The sequence below is a fragment of the Pseudoalteromonas sp. FUC4 genome, assembly GCF_008370255.1.
In the GTDB taxonomy this organism is placed as follows: domain Bacteria; phylum Pseudomonadota; class Gammaproteobacteria; order Enterobacterales; family Alteromonadaceae; genus Pseudoalteromonas.
Genome location: NZ_SEUI01000002.1, coordinates 108465 through 128832, shown reverse-complemented (window position 1 = coordinate 128832; position 20368 = coordinate 108465). Strand labels below are relative to the sequence as shown.

General features: G+C 38.8%; 17 protein-coding genes. 3 read left to right on the top strand and 14 right to left on the bottom strand.

What is annotated here, in order from left to right; genetic code table 11:
• Window positions 1-193: 193 nt before the first annotated feature.
• The gene (locus EU510_RS06560) at window positions 194-1873 is read right to left on the bottom strand and encodes a cell surface protein (RefSeq protein ID WP_149592789.1); all 1680 of its coding nucleotides are present in this window, start codon (window positions 1871-1873) and stop codon (window positions 194-196) included.
• 72 nt (window positions 1874-1945) lie between these two features.
• The gene (gene dgt, locus EU510_RS06555; RefSeq protein WP_149592788.1) at window positions 1946-3412 is read right to left on the bottom strand and encodes a dGTPase; all 1467 of its coding nucleotides are present in this window, start codon (window positions 3410-3412) and stop codon (window positions 1946-1948) included.
• 162 nt (window positions 3413-3574) lie between these two features.
• Between dgt and EU510_RS06550 the strand changes: the two genes are divergently transcribed.
• Window positions 3575-4795, top strand: a complete 1221-nt coding sequence (locus tag EU510_RS06550; protein ID WP_149592787.1) for an alkaline phosphatase family protein — start codon at window positions 3575-3577, stop codon at window positions 4793-4795.
• A gap of 123 nt (window positions 4796-4918) precedes the next feature.
• Here EU510_RS06550 and EU510_RS06545 read toward each other — a convergent pair whose 3' ends face one another.
• The 6 genes from EU510_RS06545 to EU510_RS06520 form a co-directional block, all read right to left on the bottom strand.
• Window positions 4919-6253, bottom strand: a complete 1335-nt coding sequence (locus EU510_RS06545; RefSeq protein ID WP_149592786.1) for a sensor histidine kinase — start codon at window positions 6251-6253, stop codon at window positions 4919-4921.
• Window positions 6243-6935, bottom strand: a complete 693-nt coding sequence (locus EU510_RS06540) for a response regulator transcription factor (RefSeq protein WP_024611719.1) — start codon at window positions 6933-6935, stop codon at window positions 6243-6245. The genes EU510_RS06545 and EU510_RS06540 overlap by 11 nt, the downstream gene beginning before the upstream one ends.
• Window positions 6935-7468, bottom strand: a complete 534-nt coding sequence (locus EU510_RS06535) for a PepSY domain-containing protein (protein WP_149592785.1) — start codon at window positions 7466-7468, stop codon at window positions 6935-6937. The genes EU510_RS06540 and EU510_RS06535 overlap by 1 nt, the downstream gene beginning before the upstream one ends.
• 105 nt (window positions 7469-7573) lie before the next feature.
• Window positions 7574-8890, bottom strand: coding sequence for a DUF5666 domain-containing protein (locus EU510_RS06530; RefSeq protein ID WP_149592784.1), 1317 nt, complete (start codon window positions 8888-8890; stop codon window positions 7574-7576).
• Window positions 8891-9071: 181 nt separating this feature from the next.
• Window positions 9072-9815, bottom strand: a complete 744-nt coding sequence (locus EU510_RS06525) for a zinc-dependent metalloprotease family protein (protein ID WP_149592783.1) — start codon at window positions 9813-9815, stop codon at window positions 9072-9074.
• A gap of 121 nt (window positions 9816-9936) precedes the next feature.
• On the bottom strand, window positions 9937-10641 hold the full coding sequence (locus tag EU510_RS06520) for a hypothetical protein (RefSeq protein WP_149592782.1): 705 nt from the start codon (window positions 10639-10641) through the stop codon (window positions 9937-9939).
• A gap of 377 nt (window positions 10642-11018) precedes the next feature.
• Here EU510_RS06520 and EU510_RS06515 point away from each other — a divergent pair, with 377 nt between their 5' ends.
• Window positions 11019-12176 carry a benzoate/H(+) symporter BenE family transporter gene (locus tag EU510_RS06515; protein WP_149592781.1) on the top strand — a complete coding sequence of 386 codons (1158 nt, stop codon included), beginning with the start codon at window positions 11019-11021 and terminating at the stop codon, window positions 12174-12176.
• A gap of 140 nt (window positions 12177-12316) precedes the next feature.
• Here the strand turns inward: EU510_RS06515 and EU510_RS06510 are convergent, their stop codons facing one another.
• The 6 genes from EU510_RS06510 to EU510_RS06485 all read right to left on the bottom strand — a co-directional run bounded on the left by EU510_RS06510 (window position 12317) and on the right by EU510_RS06485 (window position 18018).
• Entirely contained in the window at window positions 12317-13366 is a 1050-nt protein-coding gene (locus EU510_RS06510) for a DUF2955 domain-containing protein (protein WP_149592780.1), read from the bottom strand.
• Between the two features lie 10 nt (window positions 13367-13376).
• Entirely contained in the window at window positions 13377-14441 is a 1065-nt protein-coding gene (locus tag EU510_RS06505; RefSeq protein WP_149592779.1) for an HlyD family secretion protein, read from the bottom strand.
• A gap of 8 nt (window positions 14442-14449) precedes the next feature.
• Window positions 14450-14917: a MarR family transcriptional regulator gene (locus EU510_RS06500; protein ID WP_149592778.1), complete on the bottom strand. Its 468-nt coding sequence runs from the start codon at window positions 14915-14917 to the stop codon at window positions 14450-14452.
• Between the two features lie 190 nt (window positions 14918-15107).
• Window positions 15108-16319: a hypothetical protein gene (locus EU510_RS06495; RefSeq protein ID WP_149592777.1), complete on the bottom strand. Its 1212-nt coding sequence runs from the start codon at window positions 16317-16319 to the stop codon at window positions 15108-15110.
• A 198-nt stretch (window positions 16320-16517) separates the two neighbouring features.
• Window positions 16518-17402, bottom strand: a complete 885-nt coding sequence (locus tag EU510_RS06490; protein ID WP_149592776.1) for a spermidine synthase — start codon at window positions 17400-17402, stop codon at window positions 16518-16520.
• Window positions 17395-18018, bottom strand: coding sequence for a fused MFS/spermidine synthase (locus EU510_RS06485; RefSeq protein WP_149592775.1), 624 nt, complete (start codon window positions 18016-18018; stop codon window positions 17395-17397). The genes EU510_RS06490 and EU510_RS06485 overlap by 8 nt, the downstream gene beginning before the upstream one ends.
• Window positions 18019-18176: 158 nt before the next feature.
• Between EU510_RS06485 and EU510_RS06480 the strand changes: the two genes are divergently transcribed.
• On the top strand, window positions 18177-20258 hold the full coding sequence (locus EU510_RS06480; protein WP_149592774.1) for a TonB-dependent siderophore receptor: 2082 nt from the start codon (window positions 18177-18179) through the stop codon (window positions 20256-20258).
• Window positions 20259-20368: the final 110 nt, after the last annotated feature.

Sequence of the window (20368 nt, the reverse complement as noted above, 5' to 3'; positions counted from 1 at the left end):
AGTTGTAGGCTTATAAAACACTCTCAAGCTTGAATATTGCACTAGGCGCTGAGCTTACTCGCACAAGGAGCGAAGCTTCTAATTACTAAGGCGCATTTTAGGGGGATAAGAGTGTAAGTAATACGGTAAAATAAGCAGTTAATTATTTAGTTACCAAAATAGCGCCTCAGCACATGAGGCGCTACTTTAAAATTTACTCTTTGGTTTGCATATTTTTAGCGCGCTCTTCTGCATCTATCAATGCTTGCGATTTAGGGGCGCGTTTTTTCTCTTCTATTTTGGGCTTTTCAGTCGAGTCAGGATCCCAGCTTGAGTCTAACGATAAGTTAGCAAATGGATTGCTGCTGTCTGCTTTTTTAGGCTCATTTACTGGCTCATCAACTGGCGGTGTTATTTGTGCTCGCTCAGGTGTTGCGCTTTGTTTTTTAGGCATCGGCTTTTCACCAGGTAATGGTGCATCTGGATTAAATGTACGTACCTCTGGTTCTTTAAAGTCTTGCTCTGTTGTATATGTAGTCGATTGGGCGTCAGATATTTGCTCTGGTACGTGTAAATCTACAACCGGCTCACTCGCTGTTACTGGCTCAGGAGTATTAATAACCGGCTCTACAGTGTTATGTTCGGTTTCTATTGGCGCAGATTCCGTTACTTGCGCTGTATGGTGCTTACGTTGTTTTTTTACGGGCTTTGCATCTGGGTCAAAGTCACGTACCTCTGGCTCATTAAAGCTGCTGGCATTTTTAATTCGCTCTAAGGTTGTTTTTGCTGCAGCTTCAAACTCGGCTGTATTAGGCTCAGGTTTTTGTTTTACTTCGTTAAACGTAGCGGTACTTGTTTGATCTAAAGTATCTGCTGGCTCTATTTTTGCAGGCTCAATTTCGCCTGTTTGCACTTGTGTAGTTACGTTGTTTTGCTCATCTGAAATTTGCGGTGGAGTATGTTCAACATCAGCATTTTGCGCAGTGTTCGTAGGCTCTAAAGGCTCTAAAGGCTCTTCATTTGTCGCTACGCTGCTTTCAACTGGTTTATTATTTTTAGTTACTCCGTTGATGGCGACAGGCTCAATCTCTGGCTCTTTTGTTGTTTGTACTGGCTCTGTTGTTTTAGTTTCAGGTTTAACTGGCGTAGCAATTTTTTCTGATTTAACTTCAGGTGGAGCCGCTATAGTCGGTTCTGCCATCGCTTTACTTTGTTTTGCACGGCGCAGGCGCACGACTATCATAGCGCCAATAAGTATTACTATAACAAGTATTAAAGTGGGTAAAAGTAACGAGGTTGGGCTTTGTGCTACAGGTTGCGGCGCAATTACTGGCGCTGGTTGAGTTAACACAGGTGCTGGTTTTACAGGTACAGGCTTTTCAAGCGTAGGTTGCACGCTTTGCTCTGGCGTTGCCGGTTTTACTTGCTCTATCACAGCTTCGTTTTTTTGCTCTGTAACTACTTGCTCGGGTGCTGCTTTTGTTGGCTCTGCATCAATTACTATTTCGTTACTATTGGTATTTAGCTGATCGTTTATTTGTTGTTTTTGATCATTAGTTAAATTAAACGTTTGCTCGTTGATGCTTTCTTTAACAGCTTCTTCAGTAGGTTTAATTATAGGGGCAGGTTCAACAATTTTAGGTTGTGGCTGAGTAATAATAGCAGGCTTTGGCTCTATTATTTGAGGCTTAGGTTGTGCTTGAATTTCTTTTGGCTTATTACAGTTTTTTTTGTAATCACGCGCTGCCTTACGATATTTTTGACCCGCTTTATTATTACTGTTTTGCTGCATTTCTTGTTTAATTAAAATGCACATAGCTTCGTTGTATGCAGCACTTTGCGCACTATAAAATAAGGTAAAGCAAAGGGTAAATCTAATTAGTTTTGATATCATGAAGTTATGCGCGCTTAAATATTAATAGTTTGATTTTAAGCGCAAAATTGAAAATTATCCAGAGTAATACAACTAATCAATAACCATAAGGCTGCGATATTCATCGTAAGCAAATTGGTCTGTCATACCGCTTATATAATCTTGAATTAATCTACAGCGATAATAAAATTCGTACGCTGCAAAGTGATCGGGCTCTTCTTGCATGGCATCTATTGCGTGTTGATAACTATTTAAGTGCTTTTTAGAGAGCTTTTTAACAAGTCGCGACTCAATTAATAAACGTGAATCGCCATTTAGTGCACGCCTAAAGTCATCGCTGTTTAATTGAAGTAGCGGCTTGTAGCAATCGAGCAAACCATTAATTATGCGATACCCTTGTAGCTCTAATTTTTCGACTTCTTTGTTTGAAAATACATGCTCAAGTGCCACTTGCTTTAGCATTTTGGTTACAGCGTGTAGATGGCTTCTATCTTCTAAAAGTGCTTGGTTAAAGTCGCCATGGTAAATAGGTTCTATATTTTCGATAAAGCGTTTTGCAGCGTGATTTACTAGCGGATGTAAAAGTGCTACGCGCAGGTATATAAAAAATTCGCTGTTAAAGTTATACGGTTGTGCTTGTGCACGCTCTAGTGCGTAGTCTACGGCTTTGTCTACAAAATTTTGATGTTGAGCATCGTCGATTAACAGATTTATTAATACTTTTTTGTAACTACTTTTAAGTTTTTCGCACAGCAACTCAGTGCTTATTATGTCTTTTTCTATGGCGTCTTCTATGTCGGCTAGGCAATACGAAATGTCGTCGGCAGCTTCCATTATATAACTTGCAGGATGGCGGCAGTAAGGCTCAATAGTGAGCTCATTTTGTAGCGCTTCAACAAAGTTTTTTTCGCTGTAGTAGTAACCTACTTTTTTCATTAAATAGTTTTTATTTTGCGGAATGTCTTTTGTATCAAGCCCCGCAGGGCGAGTGTATTTTAAAATACCGGCACTTTGGCTGTAGGTTAAATTAAGCGTTTGCAGCGAATGAATTATACGTATGCCTTGAGCGTTGCCCTCAAAGTTACAAATATCAAGCGCAAGGTGTTTAAAAACAACACCTATACCGGTATTTGGCTCTTTACAGCGCTCGGGTGTTACGCTTGCTAGGTTGTTATTAAACCAGTGGTTAATAGCGGCTTCGCCAAAATGTCCAAATGGTGGGTTGCCTATGTCGTGCATTAGGCAGGCCATTTCTACTAAGCTCTCTAGTGGGCGTTCTAGGTCGGTTAAGCCGTAATCTTTTTGTTGTTGGTAGCTTAAATTAGCAAAAATACGTTGCACTATAAAACGACCAACCTGTTGTACCTCAAGCGAGTGAGTAAGGCGAGAGCGTACAGCTGCGTTGCGTTCAAGCGGAAACACTTGGGTTTTTTGCTGAAGCCTGCGAATAGCAGCACTATTAATAATACGTCCACGGTCGCTTTCTAGCGCCATTTGTAAGTTAGAAGTTGTGCGATACATACGTGCTGGCGTTATTTTTTTACTAAAATCTATGGTCATCTTTATACTAATCCTTTTTACAATTGATGACTGGCATAGTTTTTAGCACATAGTCATTTGTCTTTAATATACAGGGTTTAATCTATCAGTTTGTATCATAAAGTAACAACTTGCTTTAAAATAATTTTTTGAGTAATTGTTGTGCATTTATAGGTGTTTATAATGAAACAGTGGATTTTAAAGGCAGTATCAATTTGCCTAATGTTAGGAATGAACAGCGCGTTTGCTGCAAAAGAGCAAACTGTGGTGCTAGTATCAATTGATGGCCTGCGTTGGGATTATATTGAAAAACACGGTGCGCCAAATTTAAAAGCAATGGCCGAGCGCGGTGTTCGTGCACAAAAACTAATACCTGTTTATCCGACTAAAACGTTTCCTAACCATATTTCTATTATTACGGGCTTACTGCCAGTAAACCATGGCATTGTTGATAATAGCTTTTGTGATAAAGCGCGTAAAAACGACTGTTACAGTATGGGCAAAGCATTGGGCGATAGCACATGGGTAAAGGGTATTCCGCTTTGGAATTTAGCAAAAATGCAGGGACTTAAATCGGCTACGTATTTTTGGCCTGAGTCAGATGCATTATTTAACGGCATGACACCAGATTACTTTTATCACTATTCTAAATACAGCGATTACCAAAGCCGTGTTGATCAAATTATTCAATGGTTAAGTTTACCAAAAGCACAGCGCCCACGTTTTATTGCGAGTTACTTTTCGCTAGTTGATAGCATGGGCCATGAATTTGGGCCAGACGCTCCACAAACACGCGATGCAGTTAAACAACTTGATGAATTAATGGGACAACTACAAACCCGCCTAAGCAAATTAGAGCAAGACGTAAACCTTGTTATTGTCTCGGATCATGGTATGACGAGTATAGATCCAGATAAAAGCATTGATGTAACAACACTTCCTCAAGATGAAAACTTTTTAGTTAAAAATACGGGCCCACGTTTACTTATATATACCCAGCCTGATGCTAAAAATGCTGATATTGAAGGTTACAAAGCACGCTTACGGGATGCGTCAAACGGTCGTTATACAGTATTAACTGACGAGCAGTTAGCAGCGTATCATTACAATAAAGGCACTCGCGTAGGCGATATTGTGGTGCAAACTACAGCGCCAGCGGTATTTACCAGTGGAAAAAAACCAACCTATTTAGGGACTCACGGTTATGCATATACCGATGATATGGCAGCATCATTTATTGCTGTTGGTCCTGCGTTTAAGCAAGGTATGAATATTAAAGAGGTAAGTAATCTTGATATTTACCCAGTACTTGCAAAAGTGATGGGACTAAAACTATTAAACAAGGTAGATGGCAATGGTAAAACATTAATGCCAGCAATTAAGCAAAAAGTGGTTGTGCATTAAGCCGATCGGTTTTGTTAGATTTAAAGCGGCTAATAGCCGCTTTTTTTATGTTTAACTAGAGAGATATTTATACTCATTACCTGTGCTAGTTTCTGCGCTAGTTAACAGTGCTAGTTCTCCTTATTAGCTACGTACACTTATAGTGCTGGTAAAGCCGCGTTCGTCGCTTGTTAAAGTAAGCACAAGTTGGTGGCGTTCGCATATTGCTTTTACGGTGGCTAAACCTAATCCAAAGCCTTCTTTTTGCCTTGCCGGATCGCCTCTATAAAAACGTTTAGTGAGTTGTGATAATTGTGTGGGCTCTACGCCTTTTCCATTATCGCTAATATTTATATGATTGCTGGTAATCGTAATGTGTATAGTTGCTCCATTACCTGCGTATTTAATAGCATTCTCGACCAGGTTAAATAAAGCCTGAAAAAGTAAGTTTTTATCGCCTTGAAGTACTAACTCCCCCTGATTAATTACATTTATATGCTGCTGATTTTGCTGTGCACTGGGCTCTAATATGTCTATTAAGTCATTAATAAGTGTTTGGCAGTTTATAGGTTCTAACTTTAACGGAAATTGGCCATGCTCAAGGCGAGTCAATTTAAGCATGGCATCAAAGGTATGTAATACAGTATCAAGCTGTTCTATTTCAAGCCCAAGCTCTGGTTGCTGCACTGCTTGGCGCTCTAGTTGTAAGCGCAATCGAGTAAGTGGGGTTTTTAAATCGTGTGCTATGTTATCGGTAATGCCTTGCACTAAGGCAAAGTTTTCTTCGATGGTGTCGAGCATGGTATTAATATGTTTGGCTAGTTTTACAAACTCATCACCGTGTTGTTTATGCACTACACGCGCCGATAAATCGCCTTTTTGGACTTGTTCTACTACGTTATTAAAATAATTTACACGCCTTAAATGCCTGCGCGCAAAAATATAGCCAAACACACAGGTAAGTAACAAGCTGACCAAACAAGCCCAGGTTGCAATGGTTTTAAATTCAGTAATTAAGCGGCTTAAATGTTCGGTGGCTGTGGCAATAACAATATTGCCATGTTTGGTATTTACAATACCGGTGGTAAGTAGCCTAATTTGCCCACGTTGGGTGTCGAGCACAGGAAACTCAAGGGTGTTTGGCAACTTTGGAATATCGTTAGGTAAAAAGCTTAATTGCTGAAATTGCTCGTCATCGCTTTGCCAAAATATTAAAATTTCGCCCTCGTTACGAAATACCGCTAGTTGCTGAAAAAAAGAGGCTTTATCAAATTCATTAGCAAGCCCTTCAATACGAACTTGCTCGGCGTTTAAACGCCTTTCTACTTGGCGTGTTTGCTCGCCCAATAACAGCTGATATATAAGCACAATGCATAGCACTAAAACAAACGATGTAATGGTGGCAAACGCGAGTGTAAGTCGCCATACAGAACTAAAACGCGGGTTAAATTGTTGCCAAAGGTTGGAGTTAACAATCATTATTTTGCTCTACTTGTAATCGGTAGCCAACGCCTCGTATTGTTTCTATTTGTACTTTTGCACCAAGCAATGTTAGCTTTTTACGTAACCTTGCTATGTGTACATCTATTACATTTGTGCCAGGATCAAAATTATATTCCCATACCGACTCAAACAACAAAGTGCGCGTAACGAGTTTATTTTTATGATCGAGTAAAAAATGTAAAAGTTTAAATTCTTTAGGTTGTAAGTTAAGTGTTTGCCCAGCTACGTCTGCTTTATGATGACGAAAATCGAGGTTTACGTTTGCTAAACTTAATGCGGTTTGCGGTGGTTGGTTATGAAAAGGGCGCTTAATTATGTTCTCTACCCGAATAGCCAATTCCGAAAATGCAAAAGGCTTTATAAGGTAGTCATCGCCACCTGCTTTTAAGCCTGCAACTCGGTCGTCTACTTTATCAAGTGCCGAGAGTATTAGCACCGGCGTTGTTTTTCCTGTTGCTCTAAGCGCAGCAAGTACTTGCAAACCATCTAGCTTTGGTAGCATTCGGTCTAGTATAATCGCGTCATGTTCTTCGCATGTGGCAATTAATAATGCTTGTTGACCGTCTTGTGCGGTATCTACGGTATAGCCTAGCTCGCTAAAGGCTTTGTATAAAAACTCGCGGTTTTGTTTGTCGTCTTCAACCAAAAGTAATTTCATTAATTGCCCCAACGCAGTAGTGGTAGGTTTTTACCTGTTGCGAGATCAATGGCTTTTTTATGACGCCCTTTTAACGATACAAACGTGGCAACCATATAAGTTACGCCCATATCTTGCTCAAGTTGAGCTTCTATTAAGTACTGTGTTTGTGTTGAATCTAACGACTGGACAAGTTGATACATGCGGTAATTTTTTTTACGCATTAATTTAGCAGCTGCAACTTCGTCGTCTTCATCAAGCTCTGGCGGGGCATATTCAAGCTCAATAAGTTTACCTTTTACATCAACTAGTAATTCAATAAAGCGATTATTTTTTTGCTCAAAAAGTGTTACCTCGTAGGTGGTTTGTCCTTTTTCGAACTCTAGCTCAAACTCTACAATAACGGCTGTATTTAGGTATTCGGTTTCTATATTTTTTAAAATACTCTGTGGTGATGGCTCGTTTGAATTATTAAGTTTGTCAAAAATTGCAGAACTGCTTGCATGGCATAATCCGCTGCAAAAAAATAAGGCGCTCAAAAAAATATGTTTCATGTAAGTATGCTCTTGTTTTAATGTGTTTAGCCTACCAAATAAGAGGGCTAAACACATTTATTTAGTCGTATGATTTATTCTTTATATCAGCGCTTTATATTGCTACTAGTCATCTAAAACGCATGCTCTTACTTGGTTGCTTGCAACCCATTGGCATTCTAATTCTACGGTTTGATTTAAATATTGCGTTAAAGAGTTATCTTCACTTATGTAACCCCAAAGCGTTGCTTGCTGATTTTGATTTGTCGACACTAAACCGGTTAAGTTAATCTCACTTGTATCGTCCTCTAGTTCAACTTCGCTTACGCTGTTTTGCTCATTGTTATAAGTGCCTTCAAGCTCAACCCACTGCCCATCTAGAGTATTAACCGATAATCCATCCTCAAATACAGTTTGGCTATTAAATGTAAATTCAATGCCATTTATTGTCGCTATATTTTGCTCGTAACTAACAATACCGGCTACCGAAAACTGCTGATTAGTTGTACTTGAATTGATGTTTGTTGATTCAAATTCTATTTCTTGAGCAAGTAATTTATTATTGGCTTGTTGCCATACACCATCTACCTCAACAACTTGACCAACAACAAGATTGGCTGTGGTGCCATCTTCAAATTGAGTTTGATCATTAATGCTAACTTGCCAATGCGAGTTTAATGTTATTAAGCTCATATTGTTATTTACAAAGGTGATTACGCCTTCAAGCTCGGTGTCTATATTATCGGTAAAACTAAGGCTTTGCTCTGCATCAACCTCGGTTGCGGTAAATATTGCATTATTATAAAAACCCTCAACCTCAACAAGTTGACCATTACTTAGCGTGCCGTCTATATCAGCTTGTTGGTAGTTAATAACTAAATCACCTAAATTAAATGTGCGTAATTGCTGGTTTAAATTGGTAATACTACCTTGCACTTCAAGCTCTGATTGGCTGTTAGTAATAGGGGTATGGTAGGTAACCGTTAATGAGTTTAATGAATGACTGTAGCCACTTATTTCAAATAATTGCCCCTGACTAAAGTCACTGCTGTTTAAGTTACTAAGTGTTATTCCTGCGATATTTACTTGATCATTTTTTATATTAATAGGACCTTTAAATACGGGGTCGTAATCTATTTCAGTTGCGCGGGCACCATTTGTTTCTACTTCTACCATCATCCCTTGTTTTATATTAGCAAGAGTTGCGTTATTGCCCTCTATTTCTACTTCTGCTGAGCCTGCTGCAATAATATGATCGTTTACAGTAATTGAATCCGACGTTACGCCTGTTACTTGCCCTATGATCACACTCGGTAAATTAGCTGAAGCAGCTAGCTCATTGTTGTCGTTATTTGACGAACTACTGCCGCATGCGCTTAACGCAAGTGTAATAGCACTTAATGAAATTAGTTTTGCTGTATTTTTAATTGATTGGTTGGTCATGGGGAACTCCAAGTTAATAACTATTGCTGATGGAGTAAGTGTACTTAACCATGTATATCAAGAAGGTGGACAGAACATTAATTTTTGTTAATGTTATAAAAAAGAGCGCGTAAGCGCTCTGCAGGGAAGAACATGTTAAAACTTTAAAGCGGGCTATTTAGCCCACTTTTTACTGCGCTACTTATTTAAAGTTAGCAATACTTGTTTTTGTAGCCGTAACTGTGCGAATTGCATGCGCTTGGTTTGTAATACCAAATGCAATACCGTTTACGCTCCAGGCAGGGTTAGAGAAGTAATCGTACTGAGTTGCACTACCGTAAACGTGCGGGTAAGCCATTATACTTGCAAACTCGTTTTGTACGCCGTGACCCATGCCATCTACATATACACCGCCAGATGTGTCACCTTGTTTGCGTGAGTGCGCTAAACCTTGGTTATGACCAAGTTCGTGTACAAATGTCGTTGCACCACAATCAATTGCAGTGATTGAGTACATACGGCTGCTCATTGAGCTATATAGATTGCCATTAGTGCCTTGGCCAACCCATGCTAAACCACATGAAATAAGCCCATTGCCAGCACTTTGACCAGTACCTAATACGGCAATCATGTCGGCTTTCCAATCGCTGCGTAAACCATCTACGTAGCTGCTATTTGTAACCGAATCTAACCAATCCTCAGACGGCGTTACTGCGTAGTCACCTAAGTTTTGTTTGCCAGCTAAGCGTAGTGTTATATCAACGCCATTTTGGCTATATACCTGATTACTAAAAGCAATTAATTGATTTATTTTAGTGTCAATATTACTAGTTGCAGCAGCTGATTGGTCGGTATATAAAATACCTATATCGATTGTTTCTGCTTGCGCAACACTTGCTGCACACAATGCCGCAGCTAGTGCGGTTGTTGTGATTACTTTTTTCATTATTGTATTTCCTTACTCTTGTTGTGGTTGGAACTTGTTTTTAACTTGGTTGAGATCATAAAAAGCAGACACACTAAAGCTGCCTTATAGTGCGGCTTTAATTGCTTTTTATATTTTTTGGTTAGCCATCAATTTTTGGTGCAAATATATCAATGCTTTTATCTGATTTGGGTTTTGGCGCGGTTACTTCATGCTCTATGTGGCTTTTATATAAATCGCGTTTTGCTGCAATCCATCCGTACTTACCTTTACTTTCGAATACATAATTGCCAGAGGGGGCAGTAAATTGGCCATATACGGCATCTTTACCTACCGTTAAAACGGTATTATGCATGCGGCCGTCAACACCCACTATTTGGCCAAATATGCTCTTATCGCCATTCTCAGACTCAACCACATTAGTCACCTCTGCGGTGAATGTTTCGGCTGTTTGCGGAATAGCTAAATCAAAGTTTTCGCCAGTTTCTAACGCCTGTAAAGAATTTAAATCAAACTCAATGTAGGCTTCGTTATGTAAGTCGGTAGGTAAAACTTTTGCGTTTATAAGCACTTGCTTTGCTTTGTCGGATAGACGATTTACGGCATCAAATTCTTCAAACGGTAAACTGTTGTCAGGGGCAACAATGGGTTTTACGGTAATGGGATCTTTACTCATATCAATAGGTGCAGGGGGATGTGTATTGCGCGTTTTTTGTAAATCAATAGGAACAAAATCAATAGCAACAGGCGCGATAGGTTCGCCCGTTTCATCTGCATTAAAAAATAGCCCATAAACTGCAAATGCCGATAATGGAATAGCAATTAGTAAGACGACAGATCTCTTCATTTGTTTCTCTTTTGGTGTTTTTGGTTAACTATTTGTTACTTTTTATATTATTAAATGGATTAGATCAAGATAATAAATGTAACCGAAAAGAATTGTTTCTGAATTTCATAATTCCTTATAAAATATAGGGATATTTATTTTTGGTGTGTTTTTTACTCTTTTTAGTATTGGTTTTTAGTAGTGTTTATGCGGGCTTTGGAGCATTTACGGGTACTTGTTTGTTTAGTTAAATACAATGGTTAAAAGTAACTTTTGGCGTTAATTACAATAAAAAATAAAAAGTGAATTTATTTCACCTTTTGTAAACTAATCGCTAATTGCAATGTAATTATTGGGCACGTATGTTGTGTGCTGCATAAATGCATTACGAGGAATTTATGAAGGTGTCTGATCAGTTGCTTAACCGAATTACAGCAGGACTTGTGGCTGTAATTATAGGTTTTTCGAGTTCTATTGCATTGATTTATCAGGTAGTGATAACCCTTGGTGGCACGCCCGATTTAGTAGCTAGTTGGATTTTAATGCTCGGTTTAGTGATGGGCACAACGTCAATTGGTTTATCGTACTATTACAAAGTACCTGTTTTAATTGCATGGTCTACCACGGGAGCTGCATTACTTATTTCAAGTGCCCAAGGGTATAACTTAAACGAGGCTATTGGTGCGTTTATGCTCAGTGCATTGCTCGTGTTTTTGTCGGGGGTTACGGGCTGGTTTGAAAAAATAATGAACCGTATTCCAAGTGAGCTTGCATGCGCCATGTTAGCTGGCGTGCTTGTTACCTTTGGTATTGATGTGTTTAATTTTATGAACGACATGCCTTTAGTGATTGGCTTGATGGTTATGATGTACTTTATTGGTAAACGCTTTTTTGCCCGCTTTGCTATGTTAAGTGTGCTTATTATAGGTGTACTACTCGCTTGGCAAATGGGCCATATTGATACCAGCGCACTGCACTGGAAAATGAGCGAATTTGCTTATATTGAACCCGTTTTTCACTTGCAAGCATGCATTAGCATAGGTTTACCACTTTATATAGTTACCATGACCTCGCAAAATTTACCGGGTATTGCTGTTTTAAAAGCATATAAATATAAAGCGCCTATATCTGCATCTCTTAATGTTACTGGCTTTGTAAATATACTTAGCGCTCCTTTTGGAGCCTACTCTATTAATTTAGCCGCGATTACTGCTGCTATATGTATGAGTGATGAAGCGGATAAAAATCATGATAAACGTTATTGGGCGAGTATAGCGGCTGGCGTATTTTATATTTTAATGGCGTTGTGCGCGGCTACATTAGTTGGCTTGGTAGCAAGTTTACCCCAAGCACTTATTCTAGCTTTGGCGGGCATTGCGCTATTTGGCACCATTGCTAATAGTTTGCAGCAAGCCCTTAGTGGGGCTGAATATACTGAGGCCGCAATTGTTACTTTTTTAGTAACAGCATCTAACTTAACATTACTCTCAGTGGGGTCTGCCTTTTGGGGAATTATAGCGGGTGTGCTTACGCTCCTTATCACCCAAAAAGACTAAAAACTTTATTGTGTACAAAGAGATGCTGGTCAGTATTTAAAACAAAATTATAGTTTATTTATATCATAAAAATAGCTTAACTAAGCTTATAAAACTAAAGGCTGCAATTGCAGCCTTTAATTTTACAAAACACGGTTCATCTAATCATAAGTATGATGGCGAGTTACACTAAACCGATTAAGGATATGGTGCATAACATACACTACACATAAGCTTGAAATTATAGCCACAGATACCGAGCTAAATCGGTACATTGCACTATAAACAAGATCTTGGCCTGGTCCGAGTGAATTTCCAAATAAAATACCAAACGTAGTCAGTACACCAAAACCTATACCAGGCATGCCTCCGCCTAAAATATGAAAGCGCGCAAAAACAAACGAAAGTATCCATAAAATAGCTATCGGAAAAAGTAAAAAATCAGAGTGGCTATACAAAAATAGTTGCGATAGTAACGCAGCATTACAGCCTATAAGCGTTCCAATTGCTCGTTGCCAACCGGCCATACCTGCGGCTTTCCAGCACAATGAAAACAAAATAAGCACAGAAGCTGCCTGCGCAGATATTGAGTCTTGTAAATCAAGAACCTGAAAAACCACAAAAGATAGCGTAGCCACGGTTGAGCATAGCAATACCTCATGGCGAATACTTTCTTTTGCTTTAGCTGGCATTACTCGCCCGGGCCTTGCGGTTACATCAGGAAATAGGCCATGCATTAATGCTCCAATAATAACGGTTAAAAATATAGCCAAACCATTAGTTAAAATTAACGGATAAATACTACTTCCTTCATCAACATAGCTGGAAAAGTGTAGCTGAATAGAAAGACTGATCACGCTTAAAGCGCCAAATAAAAAGGCGCTACCGCTACTCATTTTATGAAATAAAAAGCAGAAAACACCAAACACTAACAATGTCATAACGACTGGCAAGTGAGAAAACAATCCCTGCATTATTAGCACTATAAGTGCACTAAATGCAGCAGATGCTATAAATTGATTTATAAGCCCACGACTTAACGTAGGTACCATGCCCAATATCAACATAGGATAAACGGTAAAAAATATACCATTAGGCCAGTTCATTAATTTACTAATAGTAAAGCCAAGGGTGCACCCACCTGCAATGCGCAGTGCTTGGCGAAGGCCATTGGAGTCTAATTGTGGGCCTTGGCTAACAATTTGAGTCATAAAGCCTCCATTAATAAATGTAGTGTAACCAGCTAATAAACCTGATTTGCGCAGAGCCAAACCATTGCCCAATTGTTGATTCTGGTAATAATTGTACTGTTGCACGTGAGCCACTAGGCATGTTTGCTATTAAGTCTTGATGATTTATGAGCTTTAAGTGAATGCGTTGACGCTGTGCATCACGCACCCAACGATTACTGGTTTCTGTTGAACTTAGTAAACCATTTGCGCTAAGTTGACCGCTGCTAACGCCAGCTTCAAATGTTTCAAGTATTGCGTCGTAAACTTCACCTGGGCGGCTATCAAATACTACGCGCGCTTGTGTGCCTTGCTTCATATTTGAGAGTGACTTTTCTCTAAAGTCAGCAACTAAGTCGGCTTTTTTAGCGACAATAGCTAATAATGGGCTACCTGCAACAGCATACGCGCCGTCTAATAATTGTAAGTTAGCAACTACGCCGTCACTTAATGCGCGCACTTTTGTATAGGATAAATTCAGTTCAGCTTGTGCTAACTGGTTAGCAGCATGGCGCATGGCTAAGTTTTTGTTACCTGAGTCACCTCTTGCTAAAACCGCTTCAGCTAACTGCGCTTCAAGAGCTGCAACATTTGCTTTACTGGCTTCAAAATTAGCACGAATGCTTTCAAGCTCTTGCTCCGATATAGACTTTTGCTTATAGAGCTTTTCGCCTCTACTTTTTAATAGTTTTTGCTCATGCTGTTTAGCGTTTGCAGCACTTATTTGTGCCTCAAGCGCTTTAACATTAGTATCAAGGCGTTTATTTTGTAATTTAGCATCATCAAGCGCTAGTTGAGCTTGTTCCTTGGCTAAATTGTATGGGCCTTCATCGATACAAAATAATATATCGCCTGCTTTAACAGATTGGTTATTACTAACTTGCACACTAGTGACTCGGCCACTAATTTGAGGTGATATTTGCACAACAGGGTGATATACACGTGCTTGTGGTGTTACAGGCAAAACCATATCGGCCACTAAATAGTAAATAAATACTATGATAAATCCTATGAGAGAAAACCTTACATAGCGTGCAAATTTTTGATCCGGTGTCATTTTTAGCCTTACTTATTAACTTGAATACATTTAAGCGCGTTTTGCTCTATTTTGATTAAACCAAATGCAATCGCATCTAGTTGCTCAACAGATAAACCGCTGTATAACTGATTTTTTATATCGGTAATAGTCTCTTGCAACGAGTGCAAGATGGCATCACTTTGCTCGGTAAAATAGAGTCTTTTAATGCGCTTATCGTGTTTGTCTATACGGCGGACAATTAACGATTGCTCCTCTAATTGTTTAAGCGTACGGGTCAATGAAGGCATTTCTATCCCTAAGCTATTAGCAAGTTCAAGTTGCGTTAGTCCCTCACCACGCATATTTATATGCATTAATGCAGTCCAGCGCGACTGAGTAAGCCCTAAAGGTTCAACAGCAATAGTTGCTGCTTCGCGACATAAACGATGAACCCGACCCATATTGCCGATAATTGTTAAATCGAGCGTTTCGTGAAAAGGTTTTTGTGTAGGCATAGCCATCTCAACATAGTTAGCAGGCTAACTATGTTATCATTACTTAGCTTGCTAAGTAAATATATGGTGATGTATCAAAATGTAGATATTTTAAAATTTAAAATCGGGAATGAAATAGTGGTTTTTAAATAGTATTAATCTTTAAGGTTACTTAAAAGCCACTGTATTTTTTTAAAGAAGTAATAAAATATTAAATCATGCTGTGAGTGATGGGTCCAAGATCTTTGAAGGCATAAGCAGCGAAACCTGCTTTTGCATGGTTTGAAGCAATTCTCACTTTTGTACCACTGTTAGTTGTAAAAAAATCAGCGTATATCGTAGGATATTTAGTATCTAACTCGCTAAAAGATACACCCGAGAATAACTTATTTAGATTTTCGAAATTTCTTGGTAAAGCAAAAATAGCTTCGTTTTCATGTATATCAGCGCTTGTATTAGAATAAATAGAGAAAAACTCATCAATTGTTAGATTAAGCTGTAAGTAAAACAGAAAAAATGGCTGCGCTCTTTTTAAGTCAGTAAAATATCCTATACAACTTATATTTTTAGTGTCGAAGTGTTCATCAGATAAATTAAGTTCGTCTTTAAGCGAACGAGCACTTGTTGCAAAAGGTGAGGGTTTGTTTTGGTCGTTAATATCGCTACATAGTGGATTGTTTACGGAACGGTACATACCTTCAGCAGCAGACAAATGTACTGATATTTCATCATTACTCTGCTTACCTGCAATAAACTGGCTCATAGATCTAACAGAGCAAATTACATAACCATCTTTAGTAACGACTAACGTACCTGTACCAACTTTAAACTGTACCTGCGGAAAATTCCTCATTGTTGATATAGACAATACTTTTTTATCTAACGAAAGCATGTCTCTTAGAGTATGGTTTTCTTGAGTCACATCGCTGTAATAGGGTTTTTCTAGGCATAAATTTGGAAATACAAAACTAAAGTAATCTGTTGGCTCTAATATAAGTTTGTAAATATTATTACGTTTACCATTTGTACCCTCAGGTCTACTTACATCAATACGCCTAAGACCAAAAGATCCATTATTATCTAACGTTAAGCCGTTTAATGATGAATGTGCTTTTTTATCTGCTATTTCTTTTTGTTTTAGGATTTCTAATTCATTTGGAAGCTTTGTATTGTAATCAAGTAACTCCGAATCAAAGCTACTGCTTTTTAAGGGCGTTTTAACAAAAATGTTTTCAGGGCGTATATCTTCTACGTTAAGTAAATCAAATAATTCTTTTATGTCTAATTTATGTTTGTACTTACTAATAGAGCTAACAGGTTCTACAAACCAGCTTTTAAAGTTAGTGAGTAAATCTTTCGGTGCGACTGCAAAAAATGCGAGTATTCCTAATACTGAGGCAATAATGCCTATAACTTCCAACATGTTGATACCCATAATTTATAAACAGCATATTGCTGTAATGCACTTATAAAGTTCATTACGAACATCTAAGTATAATTTTTAGAATGATATTATAAAGTTACCAATTGTTGTACCAATAACCGAAAGTAAATTTAAGCAACTCATGAGTTATATCTAAAACGCAGTAAACCGCGTTTTAGATAGTTCACAATACTAGCTTTAAAAGTTAAGTAAATTAGCCGGGGAGTATTGATCGGTAAGTATTTTGGTATTAGCTGGCCAGTCTTGGTTGTTTTTGGTGCTTTGCATATAGGTGCTTATTGCTTTTATATCTACATCGTATTTTTTTAAGCGTGGTGCAAGAGCGCTAATACGCTTGTTAATTTGCGCCTGCGTTGGCATAGTTTTAATGCCCGCTAAAATAATACGGTTACTGCGATTAGGGCGGCTTACGTTAATAAAGTCACCAAATACGCCGTGGTACGTTGCCGACTCGTGCTCGTATAATTTGCTGCTCGAAAACGTATTTGCAGCTATAACACCGCCATCAGCCAATACGCTTTGTACTTCTTCAAAAAACTCTTTAGTAAGCAAATGCTCCGGAATATAGTCGCCGTTAAATGCATCTAAAATAATCCAATCGTACTTTTGCTTTTTAATCGCGGCACGTTTTATAAAAATACGGCCATCTTGCACGCTTGATGTAACGTTGTCGGTTTCTATAAAGTTAAAGTAATCGCGGGCAACTTTAGTTACTGCGGGGTCTATTTCTACGTTATGAATTTTTGCAGTCGGGTATAGCTTATGAATAACATTAGAGAGCGTACCGCCACCTAATCCTATAATAAGTACATTTTTAGGGTTATCGGCTACTAAAAGGCTGGCAAAAGTCAATTTTGTGTAATTAAAAACAAGTTTGTCGGGATTGTTTTTATACATACAGCTTTGGCTTGTTTGGCTACTTTTAGTATTAAATTTAAGGCAACGTAAGTCGCGAGTCTCTTCAACGATAATATTGCGATAAAGCGATCGCTCTTCATGAATAACGTTACTAAACGCAAAACCCGAAAATGCAATTAACGGCAGTAATAAATATTTAAGCATGAGCCAACTCCTTATTATTAACTAAGGTATTAACTACAATCGCGACTATACCTAGTGAGCCAAGCGTTAAAGCAAAGGCGCTAATAATAGTATTTACGTCAAACGCGAGCACAAAGTAAAAAGAGGTAATAATAGTACCTAGTGCACTGCCAAGCGTACTTACAAAGTATAAACGCCCAGCTACTTGCCCGCTTTTATCTCTATCGGTTACCAGTAAGCGCACAGAGTAGGGCGAGATCATTCCTAAAATAACGGTAGGTATAAAAAATAGTGCTGTTGACGCTAAGAGCGACCCGTAGCGGCTATCTTCAATATGGGTAAATATAAGTTCCATTATTGGCTGCGAAAACAATGTAATAGGCATTACCATAATACTCGCAACTAAAAATATTAAGCCATATTTAGTAAGCGATGCATTTTTTGTACTGAGCTTACCGCCGAGCAAATAACCAAAAGAAAGGCTAAGCATAAATACAGTAATTATACTGCCCCAAATATGTACGCTACTGCCAAAAAAAGGAGCAAGAATACGCCCTCCTAAAAGCTCAATTCCCATAATGCAAAAACCACTGCAAAAGGCTAAAAAGTAAATTAATGCGTTTGTTTTTATGCTCATATAATTATCGTTAAGTAACCTAAGTAGATCACCATACTAACGTGATGTATACAAAGCTGCTAATGCAATTTTTAAATTCAAAAAAGTAGTTTTGTTACAAAGTAACACATGGTAAACTTTTAGTTATAATATAACATTTTTTTAATTCCCTTATCATCATGAAGTACTCTTTAATTTACTTAGCCTGTTTAGGCATTAGTGCGCAAACACTTGCACAAGAGCAAACCGAAGAAATTGAAAAAATATCGGTTACTTATAAACAAGCATACCGTGGCGACATTCCTCAAAAACAAATGCCGCAGTCTATTGTAAGTGTTAGCAGCGCCGCGCTTGATCAAAAAGGCATTACCGAATTACAAGACGCGCTTGATTTTTCGGCGAGTATTTCGCGAAAAAATAACAGTGGCGCATTATGGGATAGCTTTTCTATTCGTGGCCTTTCGGGTAACGAAAACATGCCGTCAGGCTATTTAATTAATGGCTTTAGCGGTGGGCGTGGTTTTAGTGGTCCGCGCGATGTATCAAACATTGAATACATAGAAGTATTAAAAGGCCCAGGCTCAGCACTTTATGGGCGTTCAGAGCCCGGCGGCACTGTAAATATTGTGACTAAAAAGCCACAGTTTGAGCCCCAAGGCGAGATGAAACTAAGCTTAGGCAGCGACAGCTTTAACCGTGTTGAAGGCGATTACACTAACGGCATTAACGACACCACTGCGTTTAGAATAAATGGCGCGTGGCAAGACAGCGACAGCTACCGCGATGAGGTGTACACCAATAAGAAGGTGATTACGCCGTCTATTTATCATCAAATAAACGCCTCGACAAGTGTAACGTATGAGTTTGAATACGTAGATTTAGCCCAGTTATTTGACCGTGGTGTTGTAGTTCTCGATAACGATTTTGACACTGTACCAAGCTCTCGCTATTTGGGTAATCCAAACGATGGCGACACGCAGGTATATTCTCGTGGTCATCAAATTACGTTAAATCACGATATTAACGACGAATGGTCACTTGTTGTAGGTGCAAATTATCGTAGCTCTACCTTAACGGGGTTTTCGTCGGATGCTGAGCTTTCGCCATCGCGCCAATCGTTATTTGACGATGGCCGCACGCTTACACGACAGCAGCGCTATCGCGACTACGAAGTAGAAGATACAAGCGTTAAGTTTGAAGTTAGCGGAAGTTTAGATACAGCAGACATTACGCATCACTTATTAATAGGAGCCGATGCGTATAAATACGATTTACGTACAGCGCTTTCACGCTACCGTGGCGGTAATGGTACTTATACTGTTGATATTTTTGAACCAAATTACGATGTTGAACGCCCAGCAGTTAGCTTACTTTACGAAAACGACGAAGAGCAAAACGCATACGGTATTTATATTCAAGACCAAATGGATATTACCGATAAATTTAAGCTATTAGTTGGCTTAAGGTTTGACAGCGTTGACCAAGACATTTTAGAAACCAACAGCGGCGTGTTTTCAACAAGCTCTGAAAGCCAAGTAAGTCCACGTGTTGGTGTAGTGTACGAGCTAAATAACGCATTAACCTTTTACAGCAGTTACTCAGAAGGCTTTTTGCCACTGAGCGGTACTGATGCAAGCGGCGACCCATTTGGCTTTGAATACAGCGACTCGTTTGAAATAGGCGCTAAGTTTGAATACTTAGGCGTAAACGGTACTGTGGCATTTTTTGATGCCTCTAAAAGTAATATGTTAGTGGCAGACCCTGTAAACGTAGGTTTTTCAGCGCCTATTGGTAAAGCCAACAGTAAAGGTTTTGAGCTTGATTTAAACACCTATATTACTGATGCAACTGCGTTTAACTTATCGTACGCCTATATAGATGCCACCACAGCAAACGACATTATTAATGCCGATTGGGGCGTGCCAATTGAAAAAGGCAGCCCGCTGGTAAATGTACCAAAAAATAACCTAAATCTTACGCTTAGCCACCAAACAGCATTAATGGGTAAAGAGCTTGAATTTGGTGCAAGTTACCAATACACCAGTAGCCGTTTAGGTGATGCCGCCGATTTAAGTTTTAGACTACCAAGCTATCAGTTAGTAGGCGTGTTTGGTCAAGTTAATTTAACCGAGCAAACCGAGCTTAATATCAGTGTTAATAACATTTTTGATGAAGATTACGCAGAGAGTAGCTACAACGCTTTATGGGTTTACCCAGGTGCGCCAACTCAATTTAAAATGTCGTTAGCTTATAATTTTTAATAGTTAGTAAATTAAAGTTTTCATCCAAAAGCGTCTTAATGTAGTGGTTAAGGCGCTTTTTTCATTTAAATTACTTCCCTTAAGTTTTCTTTAAGTTTCACTCTTTAAGT